20 protein-coding genes and 1 riboswitch are annotated in these 19,616 nt (G+C 37.9%); of the genes, 10 read left to right on the top strand and 10 right to left on the bottom strand.

Features of this window, described 5'->3' with window-relative positions; genetic code table 11:
• The first annotated feature begins 14 nt into the window (after positions 1-14).
• Positions 15-563 (top strand): DUF3231 family protein, encoded by a 549-nt coding sequence (locus tag BUC25_RS04910; protein WP_073200179.1) that lies wholly within the window; start codon positions 15-17, stop codon positions 561-563.
• A 111-nt stretch (positions 564-674) separates the two neighbouring features.
• Positions 675-1,508 (top strand): SPL family radical SAM protein, encoded by an 834-nt coding sequence (locus BUC25_RS04905; RefSeq protein WP_073200177.1) that lies wholly within the window; start codon positions 675-677, stop codon positions 1,506-1,508.
• Between the two features lie 19 nt (positions 1,509-1,527).
• On the opposite strand, the gene BUC25_RS04900 is transcribed toward BUC25_RS04905, so the two are convergent.
• Positions 1,528-1,878, bottom strand: coding sequence for a DUF2200 domain-containing protein (locus BUC25_RS04900; RefSeq protein ID WP_073200175.1), 351 nt, complete (start codon positions 1,876-1,878; stop codon positions 1,528-1,530).
• A gap of 106 nt (positions 1,879-1,984) precedes the next feature.
• Here BUC25_RS04900 and BUC25_RS04895 point away from each other — a divergent pair, with 106 nt between their 5' ends.
• The gene (locus tag BUC25_RS04895; protein ID WP_073200172.1) at positions 1,985-2,530 is read left to right on the top strand and encodes a DUF488 domain-containing protein; all 546 of its coding nucleotides are present in this window, start codon (positions 1,985-1,987) and stop codon (positions 2,528-2,530) included.
• Between the two features lie 59 nt (positions 2,531-2,589).
• Here the strand turns inward: BUC25_RS04895 and BUC25_RS04890 are convergent, their stop codons facing one another.
• From BUC25_RS04890 to BUC25_RS04880, 3 genes are all read right to left on the bottom strand, one after another.
• Positions 2,590-3,054: a hypothetical protein gene (locus tag BUC25_RS04890; RefSeq protein ID WP_073200171.1), complete on the bottom strand. Its 465-nt coding sequence runs from the start codon at positions 3,052-3,054 to the stop codon at positions 2,590-2,592.
• Between the two features lie 27 nt (positions 3,055-3,081).
• Positions 3,082-3,900, bottom strand: a complete 819-nt coding sequence (locus tag BUC25_RS04885; protein ID WP_073200169.1) for a TolB family protein — start codon at positions 3,898-3,900, stop codon at positions 3,082-3,084.
• A gap of 261 nt (positions 3,901-4,161) precedes the next feature.
• A complete protein-coding gene (locus BUC25_RS04880) occupies positions 4,162-4,662 on the bottom strand; it encodes a hypothetical protein (protein ID WP_073200167.1) in 501 nt (166 codons plus the stop codon).
• 185 nt (positions 4,663-4,847) lie between these two features.
• Here BUC25_RS04880 and BUC25_RS19540 point away from each other — a divergent pair, with 185 nt between their 5' ends.
• On the top strand, positions 4,848-4,964 hold the full coding sequence (locus tag BUC25_RS19540) for a PAS domain-containing protein (protein ID WP_342039384.1): 117 nt from the start codon (positions 4,848-4,850) through the stop codon (positions 4,962-4,964).
• A 183-nt stretch (positions 4,965-5,147) separates the two neighbouring features.
• On the opposite strand, the gene BUC25_RS04870 is transcribed toward BUC25_RS19540, so the two are convergent.
• Together BUC25_RS04870 and BUC25_RS04865 are read right to left on the bottom strand one after the other, a co-directional pair.
• Entirely contained in the window at positions 5,148-5,573 is a 426-nt protein-coding gene (locus tag BUC25_RS04870) for a tellurite resistance/C4-dicarboxylate transporter family protein (RefSeq protein ID WP_244535124.1), read from the bottom strand.
• On the bottom strand, positions 5,551-5,868 hold the full coding sequence (locus tag BUC25_RS04865) for a hypothetical protein (RefSeq protein ID WP_073200165.1): 318 nt from the start codon (positions 5,866-5,868) through the stop codon (positions 5,551-5,553). The genes BUC25_RS04870 and BUC25_RS04865 overlap by 23 nt, the downstream gene beginning before the upstream one ends.
• A gap of 378 nt (positions 5,869-6,246) precedes the next feature.
• On the opposite strand from BUC25_RS04865, the gene BUC25_RS04860 reads away from it, so the two are divergent.
• The 6 genes from BUC25_RS04860 (at position 6,247) to BUC25_RS04835 (ending at position 15,882) form a co-directional block, all read left to right on the top strand.
• Positions 6,247-7,551, top strand: a complete 1,305-nt coding sequence (locus tag BUC25_RS04860; protein WP_073200163.1) for an extracellular solute-binding protein — start codon at positions 6,247-6,249, stop codon at positions 7,549-7,551.
• Between the two features lie 114 nt (positions 7,552-7,665).
• Positions 7,666-9,447, top strand: coding sequence for a cache domain-containing sensor histidine kinase (locus BUC25_RS04855; RefSeq protein WP_073200162.1), 1,782 nt, complete (start codon positions 7,666-7,668; stop codon positions 9,445-9,447).
• Between the two features lies 1 nt (position 9,448).
• The gene (locus BUC25_RS04850; RefSeq protein WP_073200160.1) at positions 9,449-10,960 is read left to right on the top strand and encodes a response regulator transcription factor; all 1,512 of its coding nucleotides are present in this window, start codon (positions 9,449-9,451) and stop codon (positions 10,958-10,960) included.
• Positions 10,961-11,044: 84 nt separating this feature from the next.
• Positions 11,045-11,917 (top strand): carbohydrate ABC transporter permease, encoded by an 873-nt coding sequence (locus BUC25_RS04845; protein ID WP_073200158.1) that lies wholly within the window; start codon positions 11,045-11,047, stop codon positions 11,915-11,917.
• 3 nt (positions 11,918-11,920) lie between these two features.
• Positions 11,921-12,793: a carbohydrate ABC transporter permease gene (locus BUC25_RS04840; RefSeq protein WP_073200156.1), complete on the top strand. Its 873-nt coding sequence runs from the start codon at positions 11,921-11,923 to the stop codon at positions 12,791-12,793.
• Positions 12,794-12,807: 14 nt separating this feature from the next.
• Positions 12,808-15,882: a beta-galactosidase gene (locus BUC25_RS04835; RefSeq protein WP_073200154.1), complete on the top strand. Its 3,075-nt coding sequence runs from the start codon at positions 12,808-12,810 to the stop codon at positions 15,880-15,882.
• A 142-nt stretch (positions 15,883-16,024) separates the two neighbouring features.
• On the opposite strand, the gene BUC25_RS04830 is transcribed toward BUC25_RS04835, so the two are convergent.
• The 4 genes from BUC25_RS04830 to BUC25_RS04815 form a co-directional block, all read right to left on the bottom strand.
• Positions 16,025-17,203 (bottom strand): MFS transporter, encoded by a 1,179-nt coding sequence (locus BUC25_RS04830; RefSeq protein ID WP_073200152.1) that lies wholly within the window; start codon positions 17,201-17,203, stop codon positions 16,025-16,027.
• 53 nt (positions 17,204-17,256) lie between these two features.
• Positions 17,257-17,355: riboswitch (purine riboswitch) on the bottom strand.
• A gap of 123 nt (positions 17,356-17,478) precedes the next feature.
• A complete protein-coding gene (locus BUC25_RS04825) occupies positions 17,479-17,841 on the bottom strand; it encodes a VOC family protein (RefSeq protein ID WP_073200150.1) in 363 nt (120 codons plus the stop codon).
• A gap of 197 nt (positions 17,842-18,038) precedes the next feature.
• On the bottom strand, positions 18,039-18,773 hold the full coding sequence (locus BUC25_RS04820; protein ID WP_073200148.1) for an OmpA family protein: 735 nt from the start codon (positions 18,771-18,773) through the stop codon (positions 18,039-18,041).
• Positions 18,774-18,807: 34 nt separating this feature from the next.
• Positions 18,808-19,494: a hypothetical protein gene (locus BUC25_RS04815; protein WP_073200147.1), complete on the bottom strand. Its 687-nt coding sequence runs from the start codon at positions 19,492-19,494 to the stop codon at positions 18,808-18,810.
• Between the last annotated feature and the right edge of the window lie 122 nt (positions 19,495-19,616).

The raw sequence follows: 19,616 nt of genomic DNA, 5'->3' as shown, positions 1-19,616 counted from the left end.
AAGGAGTTGGGCGAATGACAAATATAGGTGAATCGCTTGCAAATATAGTGAAGACAGTTACGGATGATGAACCTAAAAACCCCTTGCATGTAGGAGAAGTAATGAATTTGTGGACATATTTAACACTTCTGGAGGAAGCAAACCGTTTTGTCGAAATCGGTTTAAATACAACATCAGATGACGAATTACGAGAAGCGATAAAGCATAGCTGGCATGATTGTGACAAACAAGCCAAAAAAATCAAAAAGCTATTTAGAGAGGAAGGCATTAGTTTACCGCCAACCACTGAACCAAAAACAAACTCCGACACTAAAGATATTCCCTTAGGTGTTAAATTGACGGATGATGAAATTGCGAATGGTGTAGTGTTGAAATTAACTTCAGCCATTTCAATTTGTGGAGTGGGTCTCAGTCAATCTCTGCGAACGGACATTGGAGCTATGTGGTATGACTTTTTAGCAGTGCGAGTCAAGTTTAGTACCTACTATATGCCACTCATGCGAAAAAGAGGTTGGATTAAAGTTCCTCCCTATTATGTACCTAGTGGACTTCCGAACCAATAGCAATTTCTTAAACTGGCTCAGCAAAGAAGAGTCAGTTTTTTTATATTAAACAGAATATATGTTCGTGTTATGTGTTATACTAATTAAAAGAGTAAGGGAAAGAGGTGTGAAATGAAGACAGAACTAAAAGAAACCAATGCAAAAAAGATTTTAACAGAAGCAAAAGGATATTTAGATGTCGGGTTTACTCATTCGCTAAATCCGTACAGCGGCTGCGGCTTTTCATGTTTGTACTGCTATGTGAGAGAAATGCCGATCCAACGCTTTAAGGATATCCCTTGGGGTGAGTGGGTCGATATTAAAACAAATGCAGCGGACAATTATATAAATGAAATTCAAAAGTTGCGGAAAAAATCAAAAACAGTAAATATTTTTATGTCTTCTGCCACAGATCCATATCAGCCGATTGAACGGAAAGCTGAGATTACACGAGGTCTATTAGAAGCAATGATTGAATATCCTCCCGATTTTCTCCAAATTCAAACAAGAGGCCCGTTGATCAAAAGGGATTTGGATCTACTCATTCAATTAAATAAAAAATGCAAACTTCTGATATCGATGACCATCGAAACAGATAGAGAAGATATAAAAAGGATTTTTGCTCCCTATGCACCAGGAATTAAATTGCGTTTAAAAGTGATGAACGAACTTCATGATTCGGGATTGGAAACGCAAGCGTCCATATCTCCCGTGTTGCCATTTACCCCCGAATTTCCAAAAGTCTTAAGAGGCAAAGTTGATCATATTTGGATTGATACGCTTAGCATCGGGGATGGATCGATGGGGAAGCGGTCTGAGCAATTAGGTATGCCTAAGTTATTCCAAGAAAATGGCTTAGAAAAGTGGTATGAGAAAGATTTGCATATCAAGGTGAGAAAGTATTTTAAAAAGTATTTCCCTAACGAAAGGATAAGAGTTTCTAAAGAAGAGGCCTTCCCCCGATAAAATATGTTAGGGGAAAGCCTTATTTTCGTATAATCTTCTCCATTGCTTTACCTTTTGCTAATTCATCGATAAGCTTATCCAAATAGCGGATTTCCTGCATGGTTGGTTCTTCAATATCTTCGACTCTGACGCCACAGATTACCCCTTTGATCAATTCCCGGGAAGGATTTAATTGGGGAGCTTCTGCAAAGAACGTCTCAAAATCTGTCTCTTTTTCGAGCTCTGCTTCGAACGCTTCCTGGCTATATCCAGTTAACCAGCGGATAATTTCATCTACTTCAGCTTTTGTTCGTCCTTTTTTCTCTGCTTTTGTAACATAATGAGGATAGACTTTTGCTACACTCATTGTATAAATTTTATGTTTGGGCATGAGAGGTCCTCCTCTAAAGAAATATAGTCCTATTATACATGAAAATCTATTTTATTTTTAAAATTACAGCCGATAGGGTATAGATGAAAAGGGGAGGAAGATGGAAATGAGAGTATATACAATGGGACATTACAATTACTCAAGAGAGGTGTTTTTATCCATATTAAGGTCTAAGGAAATCGATTGTGTAGTAGATGTTCGCTCCATGCCAGGAAGTAACAGGAACCCTCAATTCAATAAAGATCAAATGAAAGAATGGTTAGAGAAGGCGACTATCAAGTATGCACACTTTCCTAAGCTTGGTGGCAGAAGAAGCAGGTCAGGTGAAGTTGGAGAAGTGTTAAATGCTGGTTGGGAAAATCAATCCTTCCATAATTACGCAGATTACACGTTAACAAAAGATTTTCAAGAGGGCATTAGAGATTTGAAGTCACTTACAGGTAGTCACCGTGTAGTATTAATGTGTTCGGAGCGACATCCATCAAGATGTCATCGACTGATCATTAGTAATTACCTGCAAGCAAACGGTTATCCTGTTACCCATATTATCCCCGATGCAAAAGCAAATGTGGATGACGTGGAACACGAAATAGGGAGATGGGGAGCTCCACCTGTAATAGAAGAAGATGGAACGGTTGTGTATCCAGATTAAAAATCTACCCCAATCCCTTTTAGCACTTTAGTAGATCGTTTCTTTGGTGGATGATACGTTCATTTTACAAATCGTTTAAATATAACAATAAACAAAAAGATAACAATGGAACAGACCAATATTGCTGCTGCCAACATTCCTAAACCGATGCCATACCAAGCATTAACCGTCGCAGCTACAACTAAACTTGCTAAAAAGGTTAACACAGCAATCGAAAAGCTTATGGATGGCAAATACGTTTTTTTAGGATAATAATTCAGACAGAACACACTCAGTAATCCCATCAAAACAATATACAGAGCTGCAATAGAGATGGCGTTGACGGACATATCAATCGATTTGATAACACGTTTATCTCCTGTTGGATTCGGTGTGTCTAATTTAATTGTTTCAATGTTCTGAGAAGATAATTCCATCGTCATTAATTCGTACTTGGCAGGGTCCTTCGCCCAATTGGTGTAGGATAAGAAAGCAATTTTATTTTCATTAGAAAAAAATACAGGAGAAGAGACCGATTTTTTCAATTCTGTTAATCTCTCGATCGTTTGATCCTAAACATTTAGCAAAAACAGTTCGTATTCAAATCTTGTGTTCTCAGACTCATTAGCTACCTCCGTAAACGCCAACAGGTTTCCGTCTGGAGATAAATTTGGGTTATAAAAGGATTGATTTTCACTTAGATTTCCAGAGATTAGTCCAGGCTTGCTATGTATAGTTTCTTCGTTTAAAGAGTAAGAATAAATTCGTTCCTCTTTTCCATCAAACTCACTATAATATATGTCTTGACCATCTGCTGATAGGAATAGATGGTTCATAGAAAAGTGATCAGCATCTGTTAATTTTTCTACTGTGTCCCCATCCAGGTCAGTGATAAACAAGTCATACCCTTCCCTTGATTTTTCACCTTTCTTAAATTCTTCAGACTCCATAGCAATAAAATAAATGCTTTTTCCATCATGTGAAAAGATAGCGTCTCTAACATGCATATCGTTATTCGAGAGTGTTTTTTCTCCGCTGCCATCCTGATTCATAACGTGAAGGAATTGAATACTTTCTTTATTTTCACTCAGATAAACAATTCTTGATCCATCTGGGGAATAAGATGGATTTCGATCTCGTACATTCGTGTTGTTCGTAATTTTTTTAACATTACTCCCATTCACATTTGCTGTATAAATCGATTCTTCGCCCTCAACAAAGTAGGAAAAAGCTATCTCTGAATCATTTGGAGCTATAGTAATCTCTGAACCCAGTCCAGTGAAATACTGGTATTGATCATGATCCGATAACATAGCATAAGAGATGGCGCTGCCCAACATTATAAATACCAGTACGATTGCAACTATAAAAATAGATTTCCTCCGCTTCAAAACCGATCCCTCCTTTCTGAAAAGCGTTTCTTACGGACAAAAAATCAGATAAGTAAAATTTTTGTCCGTAACAATAGATCTTATGGACACTTTTCCAGTATTCCTCATTTTTTGTCCATAAGAAGGGATCTAACGGACAAAATTTTCAATTTTAGTAGATTCTGTCCATAAGAATGAATCTTACGGACAAAAAAGGTAGAATCATTCACTTTCTGTCCGTAAGAATAAACACCATAATCTTCCTTTTCAAGTATATCAGACTTACTTCATAAGATACCTATTAATCAAAAATATAACAAAATAAAAAATGATGAAATTCCCAAATATACCAAAGGATACACTTGCACCAGTAATTTCTTGTGACCATAAATTTATTATTAGGAACTTTTCTCCCTCTTCTATATATATGGTTATATATTCAAAAGGAAATCCGTAAGTATAGGCATATTTTTCTGTATGTATATGAGTAGGAGATACATCTGGAATGAATAAAGACGTGACAATAACAAGACCAATAGCAAACAGAGAAGTGGTTAATTGAATTGCGCCCTGACCCCATTTATTCCTTCTATATAGTATAAAAATGATAATGAATCCAAAAATCATGGTTGTCCACAGATAGTTTTCGGCGTTGACACCGACCATCGACAATACAAAATATATTGGGATTAATAAAAGCATTGGAACAATGAAAAATAATGAAGCAAATCTTAGTGTCTCAATCAGCACGGACATTGCCCCTGGTCGTTGCAGTTTGTTCAATATCATGCACCCCTTAAAAATTCTTTGATACGTTTTTCCTTGCTATATAAGACGATACACAATGTAAAAAGGTTCGCTGTTTTTCAAAGTTCACGAAACTTTTTACGGAGGCTACCACTGTGATAAAAATTAAAATCAATATATAGTGATTTAAATATTTCAATGAAATTGTAGAAGCTTCTGAAATGATGTTTATTCGAACACCAAGCTCGATTGGAAGACATGTTGCAAATTGCCATCCTCCCAAAAGCTTAAAAAAAGTCATGAAAGTGATCTGTGACTTAAAGTCGAAAAAACGATGAGTATTTAAGTATTTTAGAGTATGTACAAGACATTCAACCTTTTTTAGATTTGCCTTGCGGTATAAAAAAAGAAGTAAGCTCCTATAACGAATAAACGAACGGTTGAAAGCAGCAGATTAGAGGGGACTTACACATTTTCACCATGAGGCTAAACACCTCACTGGCGGAAGTCTCGCATTCCTCTTATACCTTGTGAAAACGATGAGTTATATTTCTATATAAATGTCTGATCAAACTAATACCAACAAAACTCCAAGCTGCGATAGCGATAAATACCATAAGTTTTGGTATGACCATTAATGCTGGGAAGTTTAGTGCTAGAGACAGTTGATATGTGCTTGTTGTGTACATGGCGAGTGGAAAAACCATCCCCCATAATTGTGGATCATAAGAAAGCGGATAACGGTGATAAAGATGTCTCCATATCATCAAAATGAATAATAGTGGTATCCACCAACTTCCTGCTATCCAAAAGAATATAGTAAACCCTTTAAGAAAAGGTGTGATTTCTGTTAACAACGACCAATTTTCAGCATGAAGAATTAGTGTAGAACCAGCTAATGTTGTAATGGCAACAGCTCCCATGTTAATCCAATAAGGAGGTGTCAATGCCGCAAATTCTAATCTTAAGAACGTAAACCTGATCATATAAGTCATTAAGAAGTTCTTTTGCTTGTTGATGATCCCAAATTTGTGCAAAACTTGTTGCGTTTAGCAATGTAAATAGTGTCGACAAGGCATCATTCACTTCATGTTCTGTTCGAAACGCTTTTGTTTTTTCTACAACCGTTTCAAATTGTCCTGTTTTAAAATGTTCGGCAACGCTTCGCAAATCTTCCTCATTACTTTCGTTCATATGTTCTTGAATGCTTTCTTCTATATTAAAAATATCTATTTTTGACATGAAACAACCCTCAATTCTTTTTTATATATTGTCTAATCGAATAGTATCTTTATCACTGATAAATATCTCCTTTTTTGTCATTGTATCATATAGATTTTCAGTAAATATTGATCAAAGTCACAGCTGAAATAAAATAAATGTTATGAACCATACGTGGAGTTCCACGTATGGATTTCAAACGGTAATGACCGTGTATAAGGCTGATAACATGTAATTCAATATATAAATAGATCAAAAGAGGAGAATAGGGGCATCCATTCCTTCCTTTTTCTTCAAAGTATAAATTATTGGATATTATATTAATTTTCTTGTATTTTTAAGTTTGATATCGTGTGAGATAATCCTTTTTGTAAGCGATAACAAATGGGAGGTTATTAGATGAGAAAGCTTGTACTTTTAGGATTTGTACTTATATTGATTGGATTCTTAGCAGCATGCTCAGGAGATAGTGAGGAGGGATCCTCATCAGACGGTGACTCAGCTAGTGAAGATGCCGTTGAATTAACATTTTGGAAGTCTGAGGATATTGGGCGGGCCGATTACGAAGCATTTATGGATGTCGTAGAGAAATTTGATGAAGAGCATCCAGACATTGATCTGCAAGTGGATACAACACCAAATGCCGATTATCGAACACGCTTAAATACACAGGCAGCGGGTGGGCAATTGCCAGATGTTTTTCAGGTTTGGCCTGGCGCTGAGTTAGAACCACTTGTTGAAGGTGAAGCAGTACAGCCAATCGATGATCTTATCGGGTATTGGACAGAAGAAACAGGATTATTGGATGAAGAAGATTTCGAAGATTTTTCAGTTGATGGGAGTCCTTATGCAGTACCAGCCAATACGAATCCAACCCATATGATTTTTTATGATAAAGATATGCTGGCAGATGCCGGATACGAAGAATTCCCAACGACATATGATGAGTTTCTCGGACTAGTAGATGCGTTGAATGCTAATGATATTACTCCAATGGCACTGGGTAACTCAGATGCATGGGTGCTGCAATCTGTTTATATTTCTACGATTGCAGACCGCTTTACTGGAAACGATTTCTTAGAAGGCGTTGCTAATGGCGAACGAGCATTTACAGATGACGATTTTGTTCAATCATTGGAAGTCATTGATGAATTAGTGAAAAAAGAAGCTTTTAATGATGACTTGAACACGATTGACAGTTCTCAAATGATTGACTATTTCCTTCAGGGAAGAGCTGCAATGGTAATGGACGGTAATTGGGGTATTTCTGCTATCTTAGAAAATATGCCAGAGGACAAAAATGTTGGAGTGGCGATGTTGCCATTAAATGATAAGAAGACGATAGCATCTGTTGCCGGAACTGGTGTTGCGATTAATAGTGATTTAGAAGGTGAAAAACTGGAGGCCGCACACACATTTCTGAAATATGTCTATAATGAAGAGCTATGGGAAGAGCTGATTAAAGTCGGTCGACCGATTATTGCCAATGTCGATGTGCCAGAAGATGCAGATCTTCATCCGTTACAGGAGGATATGCTTGAATTAATTGCAGAGTCTGAGCCAGCTCCGGTCTATGATGCCACATTGATACCGGCAGTAAATGATCAATTGGAAAATGAGCTCCAATCGATCACGGTCGGTGGCTCGACTCCAGAAGAAGCCGCCGAAAACATTCAACGTGTACAGGAAAGTGAACAGCAATAGAGGAAGCTAACTAACAGACTAGTAGAGTGTCTTACGGGATGCTCTACTTTTTGCGCCTATGAAAATGGTATACTTTAGTCATAACTAACGATCACAAAATGGGAGCTTTTCATTATGCCACTAATACACTATATTAAAAACAGCCTAAAATGGAAATCGGTCATTATCTTTTTACTGCTTGTCACCATTCCAAGCGGTATCATTGGATCGATCGTTCTCTATCAATCTAATAAAATATTGAAAGAGCAGATTATCACAACAACGCATCAAAACTTAGGTAACATGGAGTCCCAGCTCACCAATGTGATTGAAGAGATTGAGGACATTTCCAGGTATATGATTTACAGTCAGGAATTTCGTGATTTTATGACCTCACCTGCAGTGTCTGGAGCAGATTATAACCATTTAAATCAGGTGCGTAGTAATTTAAGTGGTTTTTTTGTCTTTCATCAGTCGGAGAAAGACTACTTTCATTCTGTACAAATCGAAGGAGAAAACAAGCAAGTCCTAACCGTGGGAGAAACGGTTGAGGGTAATGAAACTAAATGGATTAAACAAGCAAAACAGTTAGAAGGGGAAATGCTCTGGAGCACGCCCTATCAAATGCATAACCAACGTACCGGTCAAGATGAAGAAGTGGTTAGTCTGTTTCGTGTGATTAATAATTTATATAACATTAAGGAACCGGTTGGACATGTACGCATTCGCCTTGACTTGCAAGCATTGTACCAGCAAGTGACAGACGGTTTTACCACAAGGCAACATCAAGCTTTTCTAGTTCATAATGAGGAAGAAACAATTACGTCATCTGATTTTGGACCGAATTTTAGTTATCAGGCATTTATTCAAAATATTCATACCGAAGGAGAAAGCTTTCAACTGGAATCAAAGGGCGATGTTTATTATGGTGTTTCGAGGTACATTGAACCGATTGATATGCATTTAGTGTCGGTGGTCAGTGAAACCTATATTCTTTCAGAAATGAAGGATATCCGATCAACCTTTGGCTATATGATTTTAATCGCTGTGCTGATGGGGTTAATGACGTTTGCAGGTTTTGTTGTCTTTGTTGTCCGTCCGATTTTGGAGTTAACCAGAGAAACAAAAAGGCTTGAGCATGGCGATTTTTCCGCGCAGGTGAAGGTTCGTTCAAAAGATGAGGTCGGTCAGCTTGGCTATCGTTTTAATTCGATGGTCGAGCAGATTCAGCGATTAATTGATAACAAATATAAACTCGAAATTCAAAATAAACATTCAGAATTGAAAGCGTTACAAAGCCAAATTAATCCCCATTTTCTTTACAATACATTAGATATGCTGCGCTGGACAGCCAGATTAGAAAATGCACCAGATACAAGTAAAAGTATTGAGGATCTATCTACACTTTTCCGAATTACCCTTAGTCAGGGAAAAGTATGGATCCCATTAGAGGATGAATTAAAATATGTGAAAAGTTATATGGAACTGCAGAAGAAGCGCTTAGGCGACAGTTTTCATTATGCTATTTTTATCGAAGCTGGATTAGCAAAAAGTATTGTTCTTAAATTAATGCTGGAACCACTTGTGGAAAACAGTTTCAAGCATGGCTTTCCTCAATCACAGGAAAATAAAAATATTACCATTCGCTGTTACCGCAAAGAAAACATCTTAGTGATGGACTGTTTGGATAACGGAGTTGGTATTGATCGAGAGAAAGTAGAACAATTACTTCATACGAAAGAAGAACACGACAGTTATGCGTTAAAAAATGTGCACGACCGCATTACTAATGCGTTCGGTAAGCCGTATGGTATTGAAATAGTTGATGCCGAAATTGGGGCCTGTGTCCGTATGAAGGTACCTTGGATCAAGGACAAACAAATACTCAATCAGCTGATAGAAGGAGTTGACAGGTGAAATGACATTAAAAATGTTAATTGTAGATGATGAGCCGCTAATATGCCAGGGTTTAATGAATACGATTCCTTGGAATGAGATGGAGATCGATGTAGTTGGGTCGGCCATCAATGGCAAGAAGGCATTGGAAATCATGGAGACAGAACCAGTCGACATTGTCATTACCGATGTCTATATGCCTGAAATGGATGGAATTCAGTTATCAAAAGCAATAATTGAGCATTTTCCTGATGTGACGATTATTATGATTAGTGGTTATGAAGAATTCGAATACGCCCGTCAAGCACTTCGGATCGGTGTAGAAGATTATTTATTGAAACCAGTCGATATCGATGAATTATGGGCATTGGTTGGAAAAGTAAAACAGCAAATCGAAGAGACGAGACGTCAGCAACAGTCGAAGAATGAGACAATTCTGTCTAATTATTTATCACAGCAATTGTTTCATTTACCAGATTCCTATCATTTATCTGAAAAAATCAAGCATCAACACTATGCGTTTCGCTTATTGTTAATTGAAAAAAGAAACTATTATAAAACAAATCAGTCGGCACTGTCCTATGACAAGTTAAAACAAATGATGGATCAAATGAATGTCTCCTCTATTGGTGTAGAAATGCATGAGAATCAGTTAGTACTTTTTCTATATGATCAAGAAGGTATTTTCACAGAGAAGATCGATCAGCTGACAGCAATGATACAGAAATATTTTAATGGTGACGTGTCGTTAGCAATTTCCAGCTGCTATCATGATATGCATCAATTAGCGACACTTTATCAGAAGCTTAATACTCGTTTAAGTTATTATCGAGGCACATCGAAGCAGGTGGTAACAGATGATGAGAATCTTCCATCTGTCAACAATTACAATTACAACAGACAACAGGCAGCTGATCTAGCAGAGGCTGTTTTTCAACAAAATAACTCTGCTGTACGGAATATAGTAGCTAATTTATTTCATCGTTTTGAAGATAAGTCACTAACCCTTCAACAAATAAAAAGGCAATGTCTTTTTCTGATTGCATCGGTTAAAGAAAGGGCACAAGAATCAATGTTTGAACAGATCGATTTTCGATTAAGTGAAGATACGGATTTACTTATATATAACAGTGTTTGTGCCCTTCAGGATTTATTAGAAGCCGATCTGAATAGCATGTTGGAATATGTAGAGCGGTCTAATGACAGTCACTGGATTATTCAACAGGCCAAGCAATATATCGAGAAAAACTACCAGCAGGATATTAAAGCATTAGAAGTGGCTGAAGCACATTATATTACACCTAATTATTTTAGTATGCTGTTTAAACAGGAGACAGGTCAGAATTATTCTGAATATCTTAATACGATCCGAATCAATAAGGCAAAAGAGTTGCTTAGTGACACCTCGAATAAAGTCTTTGAAATAGCAGAGTATGTAGGCTACAGAGAGTATAAATATTTTGTTCAGGTATTTAAAAATTATGTTGGGATTACACCTACACAATTTCGCAAACTCCATTCCATAGAAAAATAGATATAATGTTAATTTTATAGGATTTCAGAAAAATGAAAGCCCTTTTATAATAGTGGAAAGTTAACTGTTGGAGGGAGTGGTCACATGCATTTACTTAAAAAGCCATGGATTATCGCAGTAGGTGTTATACCTGCATTAGTGATTTATCTGATTTTCAGCATTGTTCCGATCTTTATTTCCTTTTATTATTCGACGATGTCCTGGGATGGTTTTTCAGATATGCAGTTTGTTGGACTGGCAAATTTTCAGGAAGTATTGCAAGATAAAGTGTTTTGGTTATCGGTCAGAAACAATATTTTAGTCGTTTTAGCGTCAGTATTTGGTCAAATACCGATTGCCTTAGCCTTAGCGTTATTATTGAATCGGAAAATAAAAGGTGCTAAATTTTTCCGAACGATTGGTTTTATGCCGGTTGTTATCTCAACCGTTGTTATTTCGATCACATGGCGGATGATTTACAATTCCGAATATGGGATGATTAATAACTTTTTAGAAGCAATCGGATTAGGTGCTCTGCAGCAAAACTGGCTCGGGGATCCGACGTGGGCAATGGTTGCAGTATGTATTACGATTATTTGGCAATTTGTTGGGCTTTACTTTATTATTTTTCTATCTGCTTTGCAAACAGTGCCAAGTGAAATATTAGAAGCTGCGGATTTGGACGGGGCTTCTGAATGGCAGAAGACAATTCATATCGTTTTACCATCGATTTGGAATATCATCTTAATATCGGTCGTTTTATGTATTAGTGGTAGCTTAAAAACTTTCGATTTAATTTTCGTTATGACTTCAGGCGGGCCTGCTAGCTCAACAGAGGTTATGGCGACGTATATGTATGATAAAACATTTGAGGGACTTCGTTATGGATATGGTAGTGCAATATCTGTTTTAATCTTTGTCTTTAGTATCGCCCTTATCCTAATAACAACGAAATTGCTCCGCAGAAAAGAGGTGTAGGTAATGAGTGAATCAACGGTTTATTATGATAAGATTTCAAAACAGGCACGTTCGAAAAAGCGAGTGAAACGCAGCACGATTTATTTGATTTTATTTTTATTTACCATCGTCAATGCTTACCCAATCTTTTGGATGATTATGAACTCATTTAAAACAGGTCAGGAATTTTCTTTTGATCCGTTTGGTTTGCCTAACGACTGGGTGTTTTCCAACTATGTCGAGGCATGGGTGACCGCCAATATTGGCTCCTATTTCTTTAATAGTTTATTCGTCGGCATTGTTGCCTTACTGATTTGTATCATGGTAGGAGCATTTGCCTCGTACTTTTTAGCTCGTTTTCAATTTAGAGGCAGAAACATTTTATACGGATTTTTTGTGATCGGTTTACTAGTGCCGATTCATGCGACATTGGTACCGATGTTCATCTTAATGCAAAAGCTCGGCTTTCTTAATACGCATTTGGCATTGATTTTTCCATATGTGGCATTTAATTTGCCAATTACCATTTTCTTATTAACAAGCTTTATGAGTTCCTTTCCAAAAGAGATCGAGGAATCGGCGATTATGGATGGCTGTGGTCCGTTTCGGATTTTCTGGTCGATTATTTTACCGATGAGTCGTCCCGCATTAGCGACAGCGATTATCTTAAATTTTATTAATAACTGGAATGAATTCTCGTTTGCTTTAGTATTGATTAATGATGACGCTTTAAGCACATTGCCGTTAGGACTGGCAAACTTTGCTGGTGAGTATACGACTAATTATACGGCACAGATGGCCGGGTTAACGCTTGTATTAATTCCAACGATTCTCTTTTATTTAGTTATGGAGAAACAAATTGTAAATGGCATGACTCAAGGTGCTGTTAAAGGTTAAGAGGAGGAACATCGATGACAAAGACACTACTATTTTATGATGAGCAATTTCCATATGAGGGTACAAGACCTGACAAAGAATGGCTCGAACAGCTTGATGATACGATTGAGGTGGTAGGTGCCAATCAGTTGGAAGAGGCTTTAACCGATCCTACTTATAACAGCTATGTCCATTTGCATGGTCCATATTTTCCAAAAAAAGTATGGTCGAAGCTGTTGGCATTCTTCCAAAAGGGCAAAGGCTTGCTTCATATCGGAGGTGCGCCTTTTCGCAACCCGGTTCATCTTACGGAACAAGGTGAGTGGCAGATAGAACGAGCACAAACAGCTTACCATCGACTGCTCCAGATTCATGAGATTCTACCCGTAGATCCAGCCCCAGTTGTGAAACTACAGGCAGATAGGAGAGTTCCGATTTTTGATGGGAAAGAGTCGTTATTTGCTGTGGAATCGACACACAACCTGATTTTACATGTAACAAAACATAAAGATCGTCCAGAGGAAAATGGTTCAAGCGGTCCAATGGATGCCCATATCTATCCACTCTTAAAAGGAATATCCAAGGACGAACGGGAAGTCGCTGCACCAGCTGTATTACTGGAGAACACAAAAGGTGATTTTGCTGGTGGCAGGTGGATCATGATCAATCAAACGATAGCTCAACCTTTTTGGCAAGATGGTGGAATCGAGGCTCTAATTGAATGGTCTGCTTTTGCTAGTAAAGGTGTAACCGAAATCTGGGTCAAGCCTAATTATGCCATGTATCAGCCGGGTGACCGTGCGACGATTACCATTCAGATTGAAGAAATGCGTAAGCAGTCAGCAAACTGGCAATTTGAGTTAGTCGTTACCAAGGAAACAGAGGTTGTCTGGACTGGGCGAGAAACCATTACAGCGACAGATGACCTGCAATTTCTGCAGGTGCCAATTGATCTCGCAATTGAAAAAGGTCAGTATATAATCGAATGTATTGCTACTTCAGAATCAGGAGAAAAGCGAATATTCACTCAAGGATTCTGGGGGAATGATCCTCACCTTTTACAAGAGGGAACTGTGATGGAAGCGGGAAGAGATTATTTTAAAAAGGATGGCAGACCTTTTCCAATCGTAGGCCAAACCTATATGACGTCAGATGTGGCACGTAAATTTATTTTTATGCCAAACGTAGCGGTATGGGATCAGGATATGGCAACGATGAAAGAGGCAGGCATTAATTTGATTCGAACCGGTCTTTGGACAGGCTGGCGTCATCAAATGTTCATCGACGGACATCCGTCTGAAGATGTTTTGCGTGCGATTGATGCCTTTTTGCTTACGGCCAAAAAATACGACATCGAAGTTACCTTTAACTTTTTTGCCTTTACACCGATTGCCTATGAAGGGGAAAATCCATATCTGGATCCACGCAGTGTAAAAGCACAGAAACGCTTCATTCGAGCGCTTGTAGCAAGACATGCTAACACAACAAATGTACAATGGGATTTAATTAACGAACCGTCGATGTTTGATCCGAATCGTATTTTCCAAGGGCCGCGTTCTGCTCACGATCGCTTTGAACATAAGGCCTTTGTAACATGGCTTGAAGAAAGGCATGATTCGATCTCTGCTTTGCAAGAACGCTGGGATATGACGACAGAAGAATTACCGGACTTTGCGTCTGTAACATTACCGGAACAGGAAGAGATTAATTTTGATATAGAAGATATGAAGCAACCGAAAAAAGGTTTGCGCTGGCTCGACTATACACTATTTACGATGGACATGCATAACAAATGGGCAAAGGAATTGAGTGATACGATCAAGTCACTGAATCCGAAACAGCTTGTTACTGTTGGTCAGGATGAAGCGATGTACAGTCAGCGTCCAACACCATTTTTCTATCAGGAAGCGGTTGATTATACGACCGTGCATTCCTGGTGGTTGATGGATCAGTTAGTCTGGGATGGTATTTTCACCAAAACACCGAATAAGCCAAATTTGATCCAGGAAACAGGCATGATGTATGTCGAAACCGCCGACAGTAAAGCCAAACGTTCCGAAAAGGAATTACGCAATATTTTAGAGCGGAAATATACGTACTCCTTTTCAACAGGTGGAGCGGGTGCCGTCCAGTGGTTATGGAATACCAACTTTTACATGGATAATACCAATGAATCCAATATTGGCGTTTTACGTGCAGATGGTACCCAAAAGCCGGAAGCAGACGTCTCCTATGATTTTGGACGATTTATCGGAGCGATTCGTGATCTGTTTAACGAACGACAGTTAGAGGATGTCGCAGTTATTTTTCCATATTCGAATGATTTTTCGAATCGAAAATTCGCCTTTGATGCGACCACTGCTTTAACAAGGGTGCTAGCGTATCAAATGAATGTCTCTTTTCGCGCAATGGGAGAGTACCATTTAGAAGCTTTGGAGGAACAGCCGGTTCAGTTAGTGATCGTACCTAGCGCTCATAATTTCAGTAAGGAAGCGAGAGAAAAAATATTCAATTATGTTAAAGTGTCAGGTGCTACCTTATTATGGACGGGACCGATTGGACTGAATGAATATTGGGAGCATTCACAGCCATTAACAGACGAACTAGGAGACTATCATTTATCGAATGTAGTTCGAGAAGAAGTGCTGACTATTGGTGGTGACGACTACCCGGTTTCATTCGGTGATCGTCGAATTGGAGAAATAAATAAAGAAGTAGTCTCAGAGCAAAAGGATAGCAGTTTAATCGAAGTAAAATTGGGCGAAGGAACATTACTATGGTCTCCCCTCCCAGTAGAATTAAATGAACGTACAGATGTATTAACTGCTTTATATCGGAAAGCTTTAAAGCATGCCGCTGTTGAAGACGATTTGCGATGGATCGAAGGTGGTAACCTGCCAGGCATTTATGGTAGAAAGCTAACCTTCCGTGATGGATATCTGTATACCTTTGTTTCGGAATATGCAAGAGACACAACGATCAAAATACAAGACACTGCAACGGAGCAGGTTTATCAATTTACGCTGGAAAAAGAACGGTCTGTATTATTTGCAACAGATAAACAAGGTAGAGTTACAGCGACTTATCGAGATCAGGATGTTACGGTGTGACCTTCTTATTTCTTACGGACAAAAAATCGAAGAACATGCAATTTTTGTCCGTAAGAATCGATCTCATAGACAAAATTGCTGTAAATGGAGGTAAAGTGTCCATTAGATTCATTCTTACAGACACTTTTTTTAATTATCGTGATTATTGTCCGTAAGAATGTTCTTCCGCAGCGTCCACAGTTGTGCTTCTTGTTAAAGAAAAGACAGCACATAATAAAGAAATAATAACAAGTGCACCACCATACCAAGCAATATAGGAAACAGATCCGGTTTGACTTAATACAATGCCACCAAACCCTGAGCCAAAAGAAATACCGATTTGTAAGGCAGAATTATTAAAACTTTGCTGAATGTCAGATGTAGCAGGATCGGTTTCAATCAAATAGCTCTGTTGCGGAGGAGCTAAACTCCAACTCAATGCTGCCCAAACCATCATAATCGGTACAAATATAATCAGTGAAAAAGTAGTTACTGGTAATAAGAATAGCACAATGGCAAATAACACAATTACCGTAAGAATACTTTTATGCGTGCCGATCGAATCAGATAGGGCTCCCCCGAATGCTCCACCACTTACTGCTGCAATCCCAAATAATAAATAACTAATGCTAATCCATGCGGAATTCAGCTGAAGCTCTGTTTCTAAAAAGGGTGTGAAGTATGCATAAAGTGTATAATGTCCTGCCAGCATAAACATCGTTGCAAGATGGGCACTGCCTAATTTAAGACTACCTACTGCTTTTAATTGTTTGGTAAGTGGAATTGCATTTCCTCCGGGAACTCGCTCTAAATAGATCGAAATAAGAATAAAGGAACCAATGGATAAAACAGCTATCCCTAGAAAAATCACGCGCCAGCCAAATGCATCGGAGATTAAAATGCCCAGTGGCACACCCAAAACAAGTGACGAACTAATACCCATATAAATGAGACCGAGTGCCTTTGCTCTATGTCCCGGTGACACGATTTTGGCAGCGATCGTTAAGGACAGGACCACAATTAGTGCGGTACTCATGGCCGTCAAGACCCTTGCGATCATCATAAAGGTAAAATTCGGACTGAAGTAAGTCAGGATATTCCCGATAAAGAAAATAAATAAGGAAATGAGATATAACTTTTTTCGCTCGATTCTGCTAGTGAGCACTAATAACACAGGGCCAGAGATGGCATACACAAATGCAAAAACTGTAATGAGTTGTCCAGCAGAGCTTAATGAAATATTTAAATCATTGGCGATCGTTGGTAGTATTCCTCCGACAATTAGTTCTACGAGTCCAACGGCAACCGTTGATAAAGCTAGTATAAAAATTTTAAAATTCATCGTTTGTTTTACGTCCTTTCTAAATTAAAAATAAAAAAATCCTGATTACAAAAAATGAGAAGTTCATTTTCTGTAATCAGGATTTTAAGGTTCCTGGTAGAGACCCCCAAGCCATATTCTGAGGTTATACAGGTCGATATAATTTTTTTAGTTAACACTTTGAATAGTGTACTAGCAATAAGTGATTCTGGCAAGCGTTAAATTTTGGAGGGACTTGGGGCATCTAGCAAACGTAAGGAAAGAACTATCCTAAATTTTCTTCCGTTAATCTTATTTTATAATTTTTGAATCATTTCCACCCTGTTACCAAAAGGATCTCTAAATTCAAAACGATCAAACCCCGGAATTGGAGCTCCTTCAATTGTTTGAATACCCATTTGTTCCAAAACACTTTTCCAATAAGAAATATTGTCTACTAAATAAGCTAAATGAGCCTTTGTTGTTCGTCTGTCAAAACCATCTTCAGTACCTACGTGAACGTCTCGATCGCCAACTTTTAACCAAAATCCTCCTCGCCCTTTCAATGATTCTGGTTTTTCTACTTCTTCCAACCCTAATACGTTGCAATAAAACTGCTTACCTTCTTCTTCTGCACCCTTTGGAATAGTAATTTGCGCATGATGCAATCCAAGAATCATATGAACCTCTCCCTATTTATAGTTTTAATGTGACACTATAAAAACAAAATTACCCAATAGCTAATGGCAAGAGAAGTGGACAAGCCGTAGCGATTTGAAAGCAAATGTTAACCGCTTCAGCTATGTCGCACTTTCTTGTTATTGCGTAACAATACATAACGCATGGTCAGTTTTTAACTTAAAAACAATATTTTGTCTTAATTATTAAAACCATGGACGGTTACTTCTACCCGGCGGTTTTTTTGTCTGCCTTCTGGATTATCTGAGCCGTCACTATTTGTATTTTCAGCAATCGGTTCCGAAGCACCTTTTCCTTCAGCTGTCATACGATTCTTCTCAACACCTTTGTCTGCTAGTGCATCTAGGACAGCATTTGCACGGTTTTCTGACAGTTCAAGGTTATAGCTATCCTGCCCTTTGTTGTCTGTATGTCCAACGATTGTTACATCATCATCGGTTGTATCAATCACTTGTGCGAGCTGATCAATTGCTTCATCTGCTTCAGGTCGTAATTCATCTGAATCAAAATCAAACAAAATATCTTCTGGTAATGTTAATTTTGCACCATCTTCCGTACCTACAGCATTAAACTCAGTTAATGTTTCCATCACTTCTTTTTCGAAACTTGAATCCATATCTATGCTGCTTTTTAAAAAAATAGATCCAATAGGTATCTCCGTTATTGTAAATTCTGATTGGATATTTAGTTCTTTTATAACGAATTCCGAATTAGGTATATTTTGTTCATTCTCAGAATCGCTTTCGACATTTTCGGTCTGGTCTTCATTTGCTGAATTGTTTTCATCGCTTGATGCATTAGGATCTTTTGATGATTCCGGATTATCTTCTCCTGCATTCATACAAGCAGTTAATAATACCACACATAAAATAAGAGGAAAAAAATGAGTCATCTTTTTAAAATTGGAATGCAATGAGGATACTCCTCTCCAAAAAATAAATTAATTACTACCATTCGATCTCAATATCTTCAAAGGAAAATTTTAAACTCATATCCGGATTAAATATTAAGGTTAATGATGTGGCATCTTCCTGAATTCTTCCCGCAAAACTAACAGTTCCAGTTACTTTTTCTTGATCCTCAAGCTCTATTCTGTCTGAGTCTTCATCCGCAATATATCGATAGTCAAAACCCGTGTCGTCCTCTAATGTGATACCACCTAAATTTTGACCTTTGGCTCTTCCGGCACTTGCTAGATATTGAGAATATCCAGTGAAATTTTCGGCATTAAAATCTACGGTAATATGATCTTCTTTAAAGTTGATTTGCTCAAGCGTAAAAGTAACACCTTCTTCGTGTTGAATTTGTTCATCTATCACAATAGTTTCGGGCAGTTCATTGTTATTTGAAGAAGCACTGTCATTAGAGGAATCTGATTGCTCATTCTCGTCATTTGTTTGATCATTTGAGCTTTCATCGTCATTAGCAGTGTCAGTTCCATCATCATTCTGTGTGTCATCAGAATTTGACTCGTTTGCTGAGTCCTCGGAATTGTTCACTTCATCTTCATTCGATTGATTTGATTCCACTTCGTTATTTTCGGCATCATTATTACTACTTTGGTTGCTGCATGCAACAGCAATAAATACGGTGAAAATAAGTGTTAAAAATAATAGAATACTATTTTTTCTCATAAAAAAAATCCTCCTCGAATTTTGGATAACGCCATACTTTTTATACAATAATTTTCCACTTTTGTCAAAAGTATATGTAGATCCAAAGGTAGCAGTTATTGCATTATAATAACAGAGGAGGT

Source organism: Gracilibacillus kekensis, assembly GCF_900143085.1.
GTDB lineage: Bacteria > Bacillota > Bacilli > Bacillales > Amphibacillaceae > Gracilibacillus > Gracilibacillus kekensis.
This window is presented reverse-complemented; position numbering and strand designations above follow the sequence as displayed.